15 protein-coding genes are annotated in these 14,561 nt (G+C 75.7%); 8 read left to right on the forward strand and 7 right to left on the reverse strand.

The features are described from left to right. The first annotated feature begins 49 nt into the window (after nucleotides 1-49). Both KGD84_RS29180 and thiD read left to right on the forward strand, forming a co-directional pair. On the forward strand, nucleotides 50-1,303 hold the full coding sequence (locus tag KGD84_RS29180; RefSeq protein WP_220563533.1) for a flavin monoamine oxidase family protein: 1,254 nt from the start codon (nucleotides 50-52) through the stop codon (nucleotides 1,301-1,303). 180 nt (nucleotides 1,304-1,483) lie between these two features. Beyond that, entirely contained in the window at nucleotides 1,484-2,281 is a 798-nt protein-coding gene (thiD, locus tag KGD84_RS29185; RefSeq protein WP_220563534.1) for a bifunctional hydroxymethylpyrimidine kinase/phosphomethylpyrimidine kinase, read from the forward strand. 95 nt (nucleotides 2,282-2,376) lie between these two features. On the opposite strand, the gene KGD84_RS29190 is transcribed toward thiD, so the two are convergent. Further along, nucleotides 2,377-4,572 (reverse strand): alpha-galactosidase, encoded by a 2,196-nt coding sequence (locus KGD84_RS29190; protein WP_255646861.1) that lies wholly within the window; start codon nucleotides 4,570-4,572, stop codon nucleotides 2,377-2,379. A 208-nt stretch (nucleotides 4,573-4,780) separates the two neighbouring features. Here KGD84_RS29190 and KGD84_RS29195 point away from each other — a divergent pair, with 208 nt between their 5' ends. Genes KGD84_RS29195 through galK form a run of 4 tightly spaced genes read left to right on the forward strand, consistent with a single transcriptional unit; the run spans nucleotide 4,781 to nucleotide 7,930 of the window. Then, on the forward strand, nucleotides 4,781-5,581 hold the full coding sequence (locus tag KGD84_RS29195; protein WP_220563536.1) for a DeoR/GlpR family DNA-binding transcription regulator: 801 nt from the start codon (nucleotides 4,781-4,783) through the stop codon (nucleotides 5,579-5,581). Further along, nucleotides 5,578-6,687, forward strand: coding sequence for a galactose-1-phosphate uridylyltransferase (gene galT, locus KGD84_RS29200; protein WP_220563537.1), 1,110 nt, complete (start codon nucleotides 5,578-5,580; stop codon nucleotides 6,685-6,687). The genes KGD84_RS29195 and galT overlap by 4 nt, the downstream gene beginning before the upstream one ends. Next, the gene (locus KGD84_RS29205; RefSeq protein ID WP_255646862.1) at nucleotides 6,684-6,806 is read left to right on the forward strand and encodes a hypothetical protein; all 123 of its coding nucleotides are present in this window, start codon (nucleotides 6,684-6,686) and stop codon (nucleotides 6,804-6,806) included. Before galT ends, KGD84_RS29205 begins: the two co-directional genes overlap by 4 nt. Further along, nucleotides 6,803-7,930 (forward strand): galactokinase, encoded by a 1,128-nt coding sequence (galK, locus tag KGD84_RS29210; RefSeq protein ID WP_220563538.1) that lies wholly within the window; start codon nucleotides 6,803-6,805, stop codon nucleotides 7,928-7,930. Before KGD84_RS29205 ends, galK begins: the two co-directional genes overlap by 4 nt. Before the next feature lie 78 nt (nucleotides 7,931-8,008). Here the strand turns inward: galK and KGD84_RS29215 are convergent, their stop codons facing one another. Next, a complete protein-coding gene (locus tag KGD84_RS29215) occupies nucleotides 8,009-9,808 on the reverse strand; it encodes a serine/threonine-protein kinase (RefSeq protein ID WP_220563539.1) in 1,800 nt (599 codons plus the stop codon). A gap of 140 nt (nucleotides 9,809-9,948) precedes the next feature. Here KGD84_RS29215 and KGD84_RS29220 point away from each other — a divergent pair, with 140 nt between their 5' ends. After that, nucleotides 9,949-10,863: a Gfo/Idh/MocA family protein gene (locus KGD84_RS29220; RefSeq protein ID WP_220563540.1), complete on the forward strand. Its 915-nt coding sequence runs from the start codon at nucleotides 9,949-9,951 to the stop codon at nucleotides 10,861-10,863. Nucleotides 10,864-10,904: 41 nt separating this feature from the next. Here the strand turns inward: KGD84_RS29220 and KGD84_RS29225 are convergent, their stop codons facing one another. Together KGD84_RS29225 and KGD84_RS29230 are read right to left on the reverse strand one after the other, a co-directional pair. After that, nucleotides 10,905-11,171, reverse strand: coding sequence for a GlsB/YeaQ/YmgE family stress response membrane protein (locus KGD84_RS29225; RefSeq protein ID WP_220563541.1), 267 nt, complete (start codon nucleotides 11,169-11,171; stop codon nucleotides 10,905-10,907). Nucleotides 11,172-11,295: 124 nt separating this feature from the next. Then, nucleotides 11,296-11,928, reverse strand: a complete 633-nt coding sequence (locus tag KGD84_RS29230) for a hypothetical protein (protein ID WP_220563542.1) — start codon at nucleotides 11,926-11,928, stop codon at nucleotides 11,296-11,298. A 211-nt stretch (nucleotides 11,929-12,139) separates the two neighbouring features. On the opposite strand from KGD84_RS29230, the gene KGD84_RS29235 reads away from it, so the two are divergent. Further along, nucleotides 12,140-12,535: a helix-turn-helix domain-containing protein gene (locus KGD84_RS29235; protein WP_220563543.1), complete on the forward strand. Its 396-nt coding sequence runs from the start codon at nucleotides 12,140-12,142 to the stop codon at nucleotides 12,533-12,535. A 48-nt stretch (nucleotides 12,536-12,583) separates the two neighbouring features. Here the strand turns inward: KGD84_RS29235 and KGD84_RS29240 are convergent, their stop codons facing one another. The 3 genes from KGD84_RS29240 to KGD84_RS29250 all read right to left on the reverse strand — a co-directional run bounded on the left by KGD84_RS29240 (nucleotide 12,584) and on the right by KGD84_RS29250 (nucleotide 14,451). After that, entirely contained in the window at nucleotides 12,584-13,189 is a 606-nt protein-coding gene (locus tag KGD84_RS29240) for an ATP-dependent Clp protease proteolytic subunit (protein WP_220563544.1), read from the reverse strand. Next, the gene (locus KGD84_RS29245; protein WP_220565369.1) at nucleotides 13,186-13,848 is read right to left on the reverse strand and encodes a ClpP family protease; all 663 of its coding nucleotides are present in this window, start codon (nucleotides 13,846-13,848) and stop codon (nucleotides 13,186-13,188) included. Before KGD84_RS29245 ends, KGD84_RS29240 begins: the two co-directional genes overlap by 4 nt. A gap of 204 nt (nucleotides 13,849-14,052) precedes the next feature. After that, nucleotides 14,053-14,451: a MarR family transcriptional regulator gene (locus tag KGD84_RS29250; RefSeq protein ID WP_370634670.1), complete on the reverse strand. Its 399-nt coding sequence runs from the start codon at nucleotides 14,449-14,451 to the stop codon at nucleotides 14,053-14,055. Between the last annotated feature and the right edge of the window lie 110 nt (nucleotides 14,452-14,561).

The following is a 14,561-nucleotide window of genomic DNA, read 5'->3' on the forward strand; positions in this document are numbered from 1 at the left end:
GACCGCACCCCGGAGCGGCCGCGCGCGCCGCGCGTGCTCTCATACCCGTATGCCCTCCGCCCCCCGCCCCTCCCGCCGGAGCCGCCGCGCCTTCCTCGCGCTGGGCGGCGGCGCCCTGCTGGCCGCCACCGCCTCCTCCGCCGTCCCGCCCCCGGAATGGGACGTGGCGGTGGTCGGGGCAGGGCCGGCCGGGCTGGCCGCCGCGCGCAACCTGTACGACCACGGCCTGCGGGTGGTGGTGCTGGAGGCCCGCGGCCGGGTGGGCGGCCAGGTGTTCACCGACCGGTTCCTGGCGCCGGTGGCGGTGGAGCTGGGCGCCGGGCTGATCCACGGGGCGGACGCCTCCACCTGGGAGCTGGTGGCCGAGACCGGGGCGCGTACCGTGCGGATGCGCTCGGACCGGGCGGCGCCGCCGCCCCTGGACCTGCCCCGGGGGCCGCGGGAGGACGAGGACGCCGCCGCCTACCTGCGCAGGCTGGGGGTGCCCGAGTCGCTGTGGCCGCCGGTGGAGGTCGACGGGGAGCCCCTGGAGCGGTGGAGCGCGCGGTGGGTGCACGACACCGGGGTGCTCGACTGGTGGAGCACGCCGCGGGAGGACTTCCGGGTGCCGGACGGGTACGACCGGCTGCTGGAACCGCTGGCGGCGGGCCCGGTGATCGCGCTGCGCAGCCCGGTCCGGCTGGTGCGGCGCGGACCGGCCGGGGTGGAGATCGGTGTGGCCGGGCGGAGGCGCCCGGTCCGGGCCCGCCGGTGCGTGCTGGCGCTGCCCGTCGGGGTGCTGCGGTCGGGGTCGGTGCGGTTCGAGCCCGCGCTGCCCGCCGGCCACCGGGACGCGGCGGCGGCGCTGGAGGCCACCGACGCCGTCAAGCTGGTGTACCGGTTCGACCGGCCGGTCCTGCCCGCCGGCCGGGACACGCTGGACGGGGACGGCGCGGTGGTCTGGAGCGTGGCGCGCGACCCGGAGACGGTGTCGGTGTGGGCCGCCGGGGACCGGGCCCGCGACCTGCTGGCCCGCCCGGGCCCCGACCGGTTCGCCGAGGGGCTGCGGATGCTGGCGTCCGCGGTGGGCGGCGCGGTGCCGGACCCCGTGGGGAGGATCACGCACGACTGGGCGGCGGACGAGTACAGCCGGGGCGCGTACCTGCACGTCCCGCCGGGGGCGCACGACGCGCCCGCGGCGCTGGGCGGGCCGGTGGACCGGACCCTGTTCTTCGCGGGAGAGGCGGTCACGGGGGAGAACACCGTGGACGGCGCCTACGACAGCGGCTACGCGGTCTCCGACGACCTGCTGTCCGACCGCTGAGCCCGTCCCGCCGCCGGACCGGGCCCCGGAAGCGCCCGGGAGAGAACGGGACGGCCTGTGGACAACGCCCCCTTACCTGGGCTTTGTGGTGGAATTGTGCGGAGCCGTGGAACCGTCTCGCCTTCCCCGAGTCCGTTCCCGGCACCGACCAGAGCACATCCAACACGAGGGGGTTGCCCGATGACCGATCGCGCGTACGTGATCGCGGGTTCTGAGGCCACGGGGGGCGCCGGGATCCAGGCCGACCTGAAGGCGTTCCAGGAGCTGGGCGTCTACGGGATGGGGACGATCACCTGCATCGTCTCCTTCGACCCGAAGAACGGCTGGGGGCACCGGTTCGTGCCGGTCGACCCGCAGGTCATCGCCGACCAGATCGAGGCGGCCACGGCCTGCCACGACCTGGACGTGGTGAAGATCGGGATGCTCGGCACCCCCGACACCATCGACGTGGTCGCACAGGGCCTGCGCGAGCGGGACTGGCGGCACGTGGTGCTGGACCCGGTCCTGATCTGCAAGGGCCAGGAGCCGGGCGCGGCGCTGGACACCGACAAGGCGCTCACGGAGAAGGTCCTGCCGCTGGCGACGGTGATCACGCCCAACCACTTCGAGGCGATGACGCTGTCGGGCATGGAGAGCATCGACACCGTCGACGACCTCGTCGAGGCGGCCCGCCGCATCCGCGACCTGGGGCCCTCGCACGTGATCGCCAAGGGCGGCGTGGAGCTGCCCGGTCCCGACGCCGTCGACGTGCACTTCGATGGCGAGGAGGTGACCGTGCTGCGCGCCCCCAAGATCGGCCAGGAGCGTGTGAGCGGCGCGGGCTGCACCTTCGCCGCCGCGATCACGGCGGAGCTGGCCAAGGGCGCCGAGGTGGGCGCGGCCGCGGCCACCGCCAAGGAGATGGTGCGCCGGGGCATCGAGCAGAGGCTGACCACCCACGCCCCCTTCGCCTCGGTCACCACCCGCTCCCCACGCTGACCCGTCCGGGGCGGCGGGCCCTCGGGGCCACCCGGCACCCGGGCCTTCGGAATGCCGAACGGCCCGGGCCACACCCCTCCGGGGCGGGGCGGCGGTCAGGCGGGGGTGAGGTGGAGCAGGATCACCTGGCCGGGGGCGAGGTTGGGCAGCTGGACGCCGGACCGCTCCAGGACACGGCCGGAGGCGACCGCCTCCCCGAGGGTGAACCACTCCGGTACGGCGCGCTGCATGGTGGCGGGCCATCCCACGTCCTGGCGCCACCGCAGGCGGTAGCGCAGGTCCGGGCGCAGTCCCGGCAGGCGGACCCGGCCCGGGTGGGTGCGGACCGAGGAGGTGAGGCGGGCGTAGCGGAAGACGGCCTGCGCGCCGTCGCGGGCGACGACGCCGTCGAGCTGTTCGGCGGGGTCGGGATCGTCCGCGCGGACGAGGTCCCCGGTGTGCAGCAGCGGGCGCAGCTCCCGGTACAGGGCGGTCCAGCGGGCCAGCACGCCCAGCTCCTCCTCGGTGCAGACGGAGATGTCCCACTCGATGCCGGGGTGGCCGATGAGCGCGGTCAGGCAGCGCGTCGCCAGGTCGGTGACCCGGCCGGTGGTGTGCGACACCGGCCCGCCCACGTGGCCGCCGACCAGCTCCGGCGGGAGCAGCAGGCCCGTCCAGCGCTGGATCGCCAGCCGCTCCAGCGGGTCGTTGACGTCGGAGGCCCACACCCGGTCGGTGCGCTCCAGCACGCCCAGGTCCACCCGGCCGCCGCCGGAGGAGCACGACTCGACCTCCAGTCCGGGGTGGCGGGCGCGCAGCCGGTCCAGCAGCGCGTACACGGCGGCGGTCTGGCGGTGCACACCCGCGCCGCCGGTGGGGCCGTGCACGGCCTCCAGCAGGTCGCGGTTGTGGTCCCACTTGAGGTGGTCGGGCCGGTACTCCGCGACCAGCGCGTCCAGCCGTTCCAGCAGGTACGCGGCGACCTCGGGGCGGCCCAGGTCGAGCACGTGCTGGCCGCGTCCGGTGGGCGGCCGGTGGTCGGCGGGGCTCAGGATCCAGTCGGGGTGCGCCCGGAACAGGTCGGAGTCGGGGTTGGCCATCTCCGGCTCCACCCACAGCCCCACCTGCATGCCCAGCGCGCGCACGTGGTCGAACAGCGGGTGCAGCCCGTCCGGCCACACCTCGGGGTCCACGGTCCAGTCGCCCAGGCCCGCCGTGTCGTCGCGGCGGCCGCGGAACCATCCGTCGTCGAGGACGAAGCGCTCCACGCCGACGCGGGCGGCGGTGTCGGCGAGCGCCCTGAGCGTGTCGAGGCGGTGGTCGAAGTAGACGGCCTCCCAGGTGTTGAGCACCACCGGCCGCGGCGTCGCCGGGTGGTGGGGGCGGGCGCGCAGCCACCGGTGGACGCGCGCCGACATGCCGTCCAGCCCCCGGTCCGACCAGGAGAAGCACACCCAGGGGGTGCCGTACGACTCGCCCGGGGCCAGGCGCACCTCGCCGGGGTGCAGGAGTTCCCCGCCGCCGAGCACGGCGTCGGCCTGCCCGGCCCCCTCGGGCAGACGTTCGGCCAGGTGGACGTGGTCGCCGCTCCAGGCGACGTGCACGCCCCAGACCTCGCCCCGGCGGAAGCCGAAGCCGGAGGTCCCGGCGACCAGGAACAGCGGGGCGTCGTGGCCGGTGCGCCCGCGGCGGGACGCCCGCAGCAGGGTCCCCTGGGCGAGGTCCCGGCGCTGGGGCACGCGTTCGCGGCACCACCGGCCGGTGGGGTCGAGCACCTCCTCGGCCTCCCGGGGCAGCGGCAGGAACACGTGGAGGGCCGCCGGGGTCCACACGTCCTCGCCGGTGTTGGTCGCCTCCAGGCGCGCCCGGACCAGCCCGTCGGCCTCCATCCGCAGTTCGCCGCGCAGCCCGAGTCCCGCGGCCGGCGCCTCGGCGGTGAACACCAGCACCCCGCCGGTGCCGGCCGGGGCGTCCGGCAGCGGGTCCACGACGACCTCGCGGACCAGCCAACTGGGGTGTGAGGCCCGGCCCTCCCGGTGGCCGGACAGCCCGGGGTGCCCGGACCAGCCCTCCCCCTGGCCGGGGACCAGGGACAGCGGGAAGGCGGCGTCGACGGTGTTGTGCGGGACGGCCGGGCCGGACAGCGCGGCCAGCCCGGCGGTGTCGGGCAGGTCGGCGCCCCAGTGCAGGACGTACGGCAGGCCCGTGTCGGGCACGCCCAGCACCAGCGCGGTCCCGGCCGCGGCCAATCGGACGGTCGGGACGTCGGGGGCGATGGCGGGGGCGGTCGGCGCTCCCGGCTGCTGCGGCACGGGCGGTCCTCCGGGGGTCGCTGGGGCGGCCCCCACATGCTCGGTTCCGGGTTCGCCGGCTGTCAATACACCGGCCGACACGATCCAACGCCTTCCGACACGGAAGCGGGGCCGTGGAGCGTTCTCTTCCCCGTTGTTGACACTCCAACGGCCCGTGGTCCACAGTTCCCAACGGGATCGAACATTTTCCACCGGCCGAGGAGAAGCGATGCTGGCCGCCCAACGGCAGGAGCTGATCCTCGAACGGATCCGGAGCACCGGCGCGGTCCGGGTCGCGGACCTGGTCGAGAGCCTCGCGGTGTCGGACATGACCGTCCGCCGCGACCTGGACGCCCTGGAGGCGCGGGGCGCCCTGCGCAAGGTGCACGGCGGAGCCGTCGCCCGGGCCCGCACCGAGGAGCCCGGGTTCGCAGCCAAGTCCGCCCTCCAGGGGGACGAGAAGCGCGCGATCGCCCGCGCCGTCGCCGGGCTCGTACCCCCGCACGCGGCGGTCGGGCTGTCCGGCGGCACCACCACCGCGCTGGTCGCAGAGCACCTGGTCGACACCCCGGGGCTGACCGTCGTCACCAACTCCCTGCCGGTGGCCGAGGTGTTCCACCGGGCCGCGCGCCCGGACCGGACGGTCGCCCTCACCGGCGGCTTCCGCACCCCCTCCGACGCGCTGGTCGGCCCGCTGGCGCTCGCCTCCATCCGGGGGCTGAACCTGGACCTGCTCGTCCTGGGCGTGCACGGCATGCAGGAGCGCGCCGGATTCACCACGCCCAACCTCCTGGAGGCCGAGACCGACCGGGCCCTGGTGGAGGCGGCGGGGACCCTCGTGGTGGCCGCCGACCACAGCAAGTGGGGCACCGTCGGCATCAGCACCATCGTGCACCTGGACCGCTGCGACGTGCTCGTCACCGACGACGGGCTCGCCCCCCGGGCCCGCGAGGTGCTCGGCGAGCGCGTGGGCCGCCTCGTCCTCGCCGGGGCCCGCGCCCCGCAGACGGAGAAGGAGGACCCGGCATGAGCCGGACCGCCGCCGACGGCGTCCGCGTCACCCCGGCCAGGCTGGCCGACGGGCGCGAGATCGTGTACTTCGACGAGGACGGCGCCCCGCCCCGCGTCCCCGAGCCCGACCGGCGCGACCTGCCGCCCCTCTCCACGGCCTCGGAGCTGCGCTTCGACCCGCTGCTGCGCGAGTGGGTGGTCATCGCCTCCCACCGCCAGGGCCGCACCCACATGCCGGCCGCCGACGCCTGCCCGCTGTGCCCGTCCACCGCCGACCGCGCCACCGAGGTCCCCGCCGGCGACTACGACGTGGTGGTGTTCGAGAACCGCTTCCCCTCCCTGGCCGCGGATGGCGGCCGCGTCCTCGACGACGTCGGCGAGGTGGAGCGGTCCCGGCGTCCGGGCACCGGGCGCTGCGAGGTGGTGGTGTTCGGCCCCGACCACAACGCCTCCTTCGCCGACCTCACGCCCCGCCGGGTGCGCACCGTCCTGGAGGCGTGGACGCGGCGCACCCGCGCGCTGTCCGCCCTGCCCGGCACGGAGCAGGTGTACTGCTTCGAGAACCGGGGAGCGGAGATCGGGGTGACCCTGCCCCACCCGCACGGGCAGATCTACGCGCTCCCCTTCGTCACACCGCGCACGCGGCGGATCCTGGACTCGGCACGGGCCCACCGCGAACGCACCGGCCGCGACCTGTTCGCCGACGTCCTGCGCGCCGAACAGGAGGCGGGGCTGCGGGTGGTCGCCCGCGGCGAGCACTGGACGGCGTTCGTCCCGGCGGCCGCCCGCTGGCCGGTGGAGGTCCACTTCTACCCGCACCGCCCGGTGCCCGACCTGCCCGCACTCACCGACGCCGAACGCGACGGCTTCGGACCGCTGTACCTGGACGTGCTGCGCCGGCTGGACCGCCTGTTCGGCCTGCCGTTGCCCTACATCTCGGCCTGGCACCAGGCCCCCGTGCGCACCGGCCGCGACCTGTCCCGGCTGCGCCTGGAGGTGTTCTCCGTGCGCCGCGCGCCCGACAGGCTCAAGTACCTGGCGGGGACCGAATCCGGCATGGGGGTGTTCGTCAACGACGTCGCGCCTGAGACCGTCGCCCGCCGCCTCAGGGAGGCCGCGCCGTGAGACCGACCCCCACCGCGGGCTCCGGGACCTCGGGGAACGGGGCGGCCGCCGCGCCGTCCGGCTCCGCGCCCGGCGGCCCGGTCCCCGGCCGCCGCGACACCGTCCGGGAGCCGGCGTGAGCGCCGCGGCGCGGGGGTTCCGCGCGGCGTTCGGCTACGGCCCGGCCGGGGTGTGGCGGGCGCCGGGGCGCATCAACGTCATCGGCGAGCACACCGACTACAACGACGGGTTCGTGCTGCCCGTCGCCCTCCCCCACGCGGTGACGGTCGCGGCGGCGCCCCGCGCCGACGGGCGGCTGCGGTTCCGGTCCGCGCAGGCCCCGGAGGCCTTCGAGGCCGACGCCCTCCCGGAACCGGGGACCGTGGCGGGCTGGGCCGCGTACCCGGCGGGCGCGCTGTGGGCGCTGGCGGACACGGGGCGCCCCGCGGGCGGCCTGGACCTGTACGTGGACGGGGACGTCCCCTCCGGGGCGGGCCTGTCCTCCTCCGCCGCCCTGGTGTGCGCGACCCTGCTCGCCGCCGCCGGGGACGCGCCCCCTGCCCCGGAGGAGACGGCCCTGCTGGCCCAGCGGGCCGAGAACGGCTTCGTCGGCATGCCCTGCGGGATCATGGATCAGTCGGCGTCGATGCTGGCCCGCGGGGGGCACGCCCTGTTCCTGGACACCCGCACCCTGGCCGCCGAGCACGTGCCCTTCGACCCTGCCTCGCGTGGGCTGACCCTGCTGGTGGTGGACACCCGCGCCCCGCACCGGCTGGTGGACGGCGCCTACGCCGACCGCCGCCGCAGCTGCGAGGAGGCCGCCCGGCTGCTGGGGGTCAGCGCGCTGCGCGACGTCACCGACCTGCCCGCCGCGCTGGCCGCCCTGCCCGACGACCGCACCCGGCGCCGGGTGCGCCACGTGGTCACCGAGAACGCCCGGGTGCTGGAGGCCGTGGACCTGCTGCGGGCGGGCGCGGTGGCCGCGGTCGGACCGCTGCTGACCGCCTCGCACGCCTCCCTGCGCGACGACTACGAGGTGAGCGTCCCGGAGGTGGACACCGCCGTGGACGCCGCCCTGGCCGCGGGCGCGCTGGGCGCGCGCATCACCGGCGGCGGGTTCGGCGGCTGCGTGATCGCCCTGGTCGGGGCCGGGCGCGCCGACGCCTGCGCCGAGGCGGTCCGCGGCGCCTACAAGGAGCGCGGCTTCGCCGAGCCGGCGTTCTTCGCCACCGTCCCCTCCCCCGGCGCCCGACGCCTCGCCTGAACCGGGTCCCTCCGGACCCGCCGGCGCTCACCGGTTCCGACGGCTCGGGGGGCGAGCGGGGGACGGGCCCCGGCCGGCTCAGGCGGGGAGGTCGGCCCCGGCCAGGATCTCCTCCAGCCCCTCGTGCGTGTAGTCGTCCACGATGAGGATCTCCGACTCCGGCAGCAGCCAGTAACGCTGCTCGAACCAGCGGAGGTCCTCCTCCGCCGTGCCCGCGCCCTCCGGGAAGCAGGGGACCGCCCACACCCGGTAGTGGGCCGTCCGCTCCCCCACCGGCGCCAGGCCGTCGGTCACCTCCTCGATCTCCCCCTCCCCGCGCGGCTCCGCCCCCGCCGGGCAGGTGTCGAGGCCGCCGCCCATGAAGGGCATCGTCCCGTCCACGGGGGCCTGCCCCTGCCGGTAGGTGACGGCCTCGGGCCCCAGCAGGCGGACCGACGGGCAGTGGAGCGTCTCCCCCTGCTCGTCGGCCGTGCAGTCGGCGTCGGCCTCGGGGGTCCGCAGGCTCACGTTCTCCGCTTCGATGGTCTCCCCGGTGGGGACGTACTCGAAGGAGTACGTCCGACGCTCCACCCCCCAGTCCTCGGGGAGCTCCAGGGTCATCCCCCGGTAGGCCACCTCCTGGACCGGCTCCCCGCTCGGCTCGGGCTCGGAGGCCGCGGCCTCGACCACCGGCCCCTCCTCCTCGCGGTCCGCGTACCACTGGCCCGCGACCCAGGCGCCGGCCCCGACGAGCACCGTGATGGCGGCTCCGGCCGCCACCGTCTTGCCGACGCCGGTCACCCCGCCGGCCGCGGCGCTCGCCGTGGCGGTCGCCGTCGTGGCCCCGCCGGTCGCCGTGCCCCCGGCCCCGGTGGCCGTTCCGGCCGCGGCGCCGCCGCCCGCCGCTCCGGTCGCCCCTGCCCCGGCCGCCGCCGATCCGGTGGCCGCGCCCAGCGCCCCGGCCACCGCGGCCCACCGGCCGAGCCCGCGCACGGCCTCGAACCCGGTCCAGGACGCGGCGAGCAGAACGCGCAGCCGGGTCCGCGGGTCCTGTTCCGGCGCGGTCCGGCCGAGCGCCAGCAGCTCCTCGAAGGCCTCGAACGCCGTCGGCCGCGCGTCCGGGTCGGGGGACAGCGCCCGCAGGACCAGCGGCAGCAGCTCGTCCGGCACCCCCTCCGCGTCCACCTCCCCGCGGCGGGTCCGGGCGAGCAGCGTCGCCGTGTCGCCCCGTCCGAACGGGCCGTGCCCGGTCGCCGCGTGGACCACCAGGCCGCCCCAGGCGAACACGTCCGCCTTGGGGGTGCCGACCTCCCCGGCCAGGCGCTCGGGCGCGATCCAGCCGGGACTGCCGAACACCCCCTCCTCCGGGGAGGGGTCCTCGGTGAGGCGGGCGATGCCGAAGTCGAGCAGCTTCGGCCCGTCCGGCGACAGGATGACGTTGGCGGGCTTGACGTCCCGGTGCGTGATCCCGGCGGCGTGCACCGCGGCCAGCGCCTCCGCGGTACCGGCGGCGAAGGCGAGCAGCCGTTCCCCCGATAGCGGTCCGAGCTGCGCCAGGTGGTCGGTGAGGGTGCGCCCGGTGACGAACTCGGTGGCCATCCACGGCCGCTCGGCCCCCGGGTCGGCGCCCAGGAACCGGGGCGCGCACTCGGCCGACACCCGGGCCAGTACCGCGGCCTCCCGGGCGAACTGCTCCCGGTAGACGGGGTCGGCGGCGTGGCGGTCGCGCACCACCTTCAGCGCCACGTGCTCCCCGTCCCCGCCCAGGGCCCCGTAGACGGTGCCCATGCCGCCCTCGCCGAGCAGGCCGACCAGGTGGAACGGGCCCACGACCAGGGGGTCCCCGGGCCGCAGGGGGTGGAAGCCGGTGGGCAGGGGAGGCTGCTGTCCGGGGTTCATCCGCTCGTCCTCCGGGGGTGAGGGGGTACCGGCCACCCATTATCCGCCGATCCGGCGGCCGGGACCCCGCCTCCGCACCATGGGAGCGCTTCCAGGAAGAATGGGCCGGACGGCCACGAGACGGACGAAGGAGCGAGCACATGGGTCTGAGGTTCGGGCTGCTGGGTACCGGCCACTGGGCGGCCGAGACACAGGCGGCGGCGCTGGCCGCCCACCCGGGGGCGGAGCTGGTGGGGGTCTGGGGCCGGGCCCCGGAGAAGGCGGAGAAGGTCGCCGCCCGGTACGGCGCGCGGGCCTACGCCGACCTCGACGCGCTGCTGGAGGACGTGGACGCCGTGGCCGTGGCGCTGCCGCCGGACGTGCAGGCGGACGTGGCGCTGCGGGCGGCCCGCGCCGGAAAGCACCTGCTGCTGGACAAGCCGCTGGCGCTCACCACGGAGGCCGCCGACGCGGTCGTCGCCGAGGTCGAGGCGCGCGGGCTGGCCTCAATGGTGTTCTTCACCAACCGCTTCTCCGACGGGATCGACGCCTTCGTGCGCGAATCCGCGGAGCGGGGCGGCTGGCAGGGGGTGCGGGCGACGCTGTTCGCGTCGATCTTCCGCCCGGGGAACCCCTACGGCGCCTCCCCGTGGCGCCGGGAGAAGGGGGGCCTGTGGGACGTGGGCCCGCACGTGCTGTCGGTGGTGCTGCCGGTGCTGGGGCCGGTGGAGGCCGTGGCCGCGATGGCCGGCCCCAGTGACACCGTCCACCTGCTCACCCGCCACCGGGGCGGTGCCGTGGGCACGTTCTCGGTCACCCTGGACGCCCCGGAGAAGGCGCAGGGCTTCGAGGTGGTCCTGTTCGGCGAGGCGGGCCGGGCCGGGGTGCCGAATGGCGACAGGTCCGCGGTGGAGGCCTTCCAGGTGGCGGTCGACCGGCTGGCCGCCCAAGTGGAGGGGACCCCCGGCGACCCTCTGGACGTGCGGTTCGGCCGCGAGGTGGTCGCGGTCCTGGAGGCCGCCGAGACCGCCCTGCGCGAGGGCCGGACGGTGGACGTGCCGAGGGCCGCCGGGTAGCCCCGGCGGCCCGAGCGGAAAAGATCGGGGTCGCCCTCCGGCTAGGGGGCGGCCCCCCTGGCGTTCTTGGCGTACATCCCGTCGGCGAGGTAGATGATCCCGGCCGCGACCAGGATCTGGACGATCAGGACGATGAGCCACATGGTCGTGAAGAAGCTGGCGATCCAACCGCCGATGAAGGCCGCCACGATGCCCAGGATCAGCGTCAGCCAGATGGGCAGGTGCTGCTTGCCCGGGACGATGAGTCTGCCGAGGGCTCCGATGATCAGGCCCACGACGATCGCGCTGATGATTCCGGTGATCTCCAATGTCCCTCCCAAGGGTCGGACACCCCCACCGTTCCCTCTCTCAGAGCGACGAATCCGTCACAAGCCCGAAGGAAAAGAACCTTTTATGCCTGGTTGGCGGTAATCCTTCTTCCCCGAGGGGGAATCAGCCCCAGCGCGGCGGCGGCCGGTCGGGGTCGAACCGGGCGTCCCGGAGGTTCCCGTTCCAGTCGAGGTCGGACCGCCGGTGCGTGGGCTCGATCCCGCCCCTGCCCCACAGGTCGCCCAGCCCGGTGAACGCCAGCAGGGCCGCCAGCAGCCACTTGCCCACCGGCGAGCGGCGCACCGGGCCGGCCGGGCGCAGGGCGGCGTAGACGACGGAGAACGGTGCCAGCGTGAGCGTTCCGAGCACCGCGGCCCCCACGACGGCGTCCGTCCCCCGGCCGGCGCCGATGCCCCAGGCCAGGGCGGCCGTCGCGAGCACACTCAGGAGCAGCGCCCACAGCACCCGGTGCCCGCCGACCCGCGCGGACAGCCCGCGGCCCAGCGCGCACAGCGGCTTGACCGCGGCCCACAGCAGCAGCGGCCCCAGCGCCAGGCACAGCAGTACGAAGCCCAGTACCTCGCCGGGGCCCATGTCCAGGCCGCCCGCCAGCGAGCCCGCGAGCATGAAGAGCGCGGCCGCGCCCCAGGCGAGGCCGTACACGGACAGGGCGATCCACCCCCGCAGCCGGGTGCCGAGACCGCCGGCGTACCCGGGTTCGGACGGCTCCCGCCGGCCACCGTCGTCCGCGCCCATCCGACCCCCTCTTCCCGCGCCCGCCGACCGGGCCGCACCAGGCTAACGACCCCGGCGGCGGCCGGAGAAGACCGCGTCCGTGACGGTCCGACCCCGGAGCGCCGTTCTGCCGTCCGCAGAAGGCGGGGGACGTCCCTCCCCCGCCCGCGGCGGCGGGCGTAGGCTGCGGGGAGGACCAGTGCGCATCCCGAGCACGAGACCGGAGGCCCCGATGACCGATGTCCTGCGCTCCCTGGACGAGGCCCGCAGGGGCACCGACCGGGCCCCCGGGCCCGAGCCCCTGATGCGCGACCTCATCGGCGGCCTGCTGCGCCGGACCCGTGTCGAGCAGGGCCGGACCCTGCGTGAGGTGGCCGAGGACGCCCAGGTCTCGCTCCCGTACCTGTCCGAGATCGAACGCGGCCGCAAGGAGGCGTCCTCGGAGGTCCTGGCCGCGGTCTACCGCTCCCTGGGGCTGTCCCTCACCGACGTGCTGGCCGAACTCCACCGCGAGACGGTCATGGCGATACCGCGGCCGCTCGGCGGCCGGACCGGTTCCTACGCCCCGGCCGCCGCGCCCCGGGCGACGGCCTCCGTCTCCGTACTGTCGGTGTCCCTGGCCGCCTGATCCCGCGCCGCCCGGTCGGGGCCGCGGCGCGGCCCCGACCGGCCCGGCTCACGCCGGGACCGCCTCCCGGGTGCTGATGACCGCGTCCACCAGCCCGTACTCCTTCGCCTGGTGGGCGGTGAAGATCTTGTCCCGGTCCGTGTCGGCCCGCAGCCGCTCCTGCGTCTGCCCGGTGTGCCGGGCCAGGATCTCCTCCACCTGGGAGCGGACCCGCAGGATCTCCGCCGCCTGGATCTCCAGGTCGGCGGCCACCCCCTGACCCTCCCCCGAGGGCTGGTGCAGCAGCACCCGCGCGTGCTCCAGGGCCCGGCGCTTGCCGGGCGCCCCCGCGGCGAGCAGCACCGCGGCGGCCGACGCGGCCTGCCCCATGCACACCGTGGCGACGTCGGCGCGGACGAACCGCATGGTGTCGTAGATGGCCGTGAGGGCGGTGTTGGAGCCGCCCGGCGAGTTGATGTAGAGCTGGATGTCGGTGTCCGCGGACTCGTGGTCCAGGTGCAGCATCTGCGCCATCACCACGTTGGCGACGTCGTCGTCGATGGGCGTGCCCAGGAAGATGATCCGCTCCGACAGCAGCCGGCTGAACACGTCGAAGGACCGCTCGCCCCGGGGCGTGCGCTCGACGACCATGGGGACCGTGTAGCGCCCGCTCATCGCACGGCCTCCGCTTCGCTCCGGACGAACCCGGGGGCGCCCGCGCCCAGCCGGATGCCGGTGCCGTTGATCTCCGACAGGGACGTGACCACGTGGTCGACGAACCCGTACTCCTTGGCCTCCTGCGCGGTGAACCAGGCGTCCCGGTGCTGGTCGCGGGAGATGGTCTCCTCGCTCTGCCCGGTGTGCTCGGCGATGAGCCGGATCATCGTCTGCTTGGTGTGCGCCAGGTTCTCGGCCTGGATCGCGATGTCGGCGGCGGTGCCGCCGAGCCCGCCGGAGGGCTGGTGCATCATGATGCGGGCGTGCGGCAGGCTGTACCGCTTGCCGTGGGTCCCGGTGCAGGCCAGGAACTGCCCCATGCTCGCCGCGAACCCCATGACCAGGGTGGACACGTCGTTGGGCACGAAGTTCATGGTGTCGTAGATGGCCAGTCCGGCGGAGACGACGCCGCCGGGGCTGTTGATGGCCAGGGTGATGTCCTTGTGCGGGTCCTCGTCGGCGAGCAGCAGGATCTGCGCGCAGACCCGGTTGGCGCTGGTCTCGTCGACCTGGGTGCCCAGCAGCACGATGCGGCTGCGCAGCAGGCGGGCGGACAGCTGGTCGTCGAACGCCCCGCCCTCGCCCTCGTGCGAGGCCGCGGCCCTGGTTCGGGTCATCGGCATGGAGTGGCCCCTTCCCTTCCCGGCCACTGGCGCGGATCCCTCGCCCGCACCGGCCGTGTCTCCACACTGCGCGGCGGGCCGCAACGGCCGCCACTGTTTCGGCCTGTGGCAGATCTGCCGACGGCAGACCGTAAGGGCAGGTGAATGGGAACGGAAGGAGAAGCCGGAAAGGAACGCCCGGATATCCCGGGCCGCCCCTCAGGCGTCGTCCACGGCCTCGCGCAGATCGCGCAGCAGCTCCAGGACGACGGGGCGCAGGGAGGGCCGGATCGCCTCGAACACGCGCCGCTGTTTGGCCTCCATGTTGCGGCGGCGGTGGGCGAGCACTTTCTCACCCTCCTCGGTGATGGCCACCACCGTGCTCCGTTCGTCCCGCTCCGACCTGCGGCGCGCCATCATGCCCTTGCGTTCGAGCTGTTGGATCATGCGAGTGGCGGAGGGGGAGGAGACCCCCACCACCTGGGCCACCGCACCTACGCTGGGGTTGTCCAGCCCGCGGACGGCTTCCATGAGGAGGGCCTGGGTGAGGGTGAGGTCGTCGGCCCCCCGGGGCCCGTGTCCGCTGCGGGAACGGGCGTGGATCGCCGCGTTGATCAGCTCCGTCCAGGCGCGCTGGAACTCCTCGAGCCCGACATGGCGCTCGGGACCGACACCTTCGGACTCGCGGGTGCGCTCGGCCGCGGCGCCGCTGTCGGAGGCACAGAGCC

This window comes from Nocardiopsis changdeensis (assembly GCF_018316655.1).
Taxonomy (GTDB): domain Bacteria; phylum Actinomycetota; class Actinomycetes; order Streptosporangiales; family Streptosporangiaceae; genus Nocardiopsis; species Nocardiopsis changdeensis.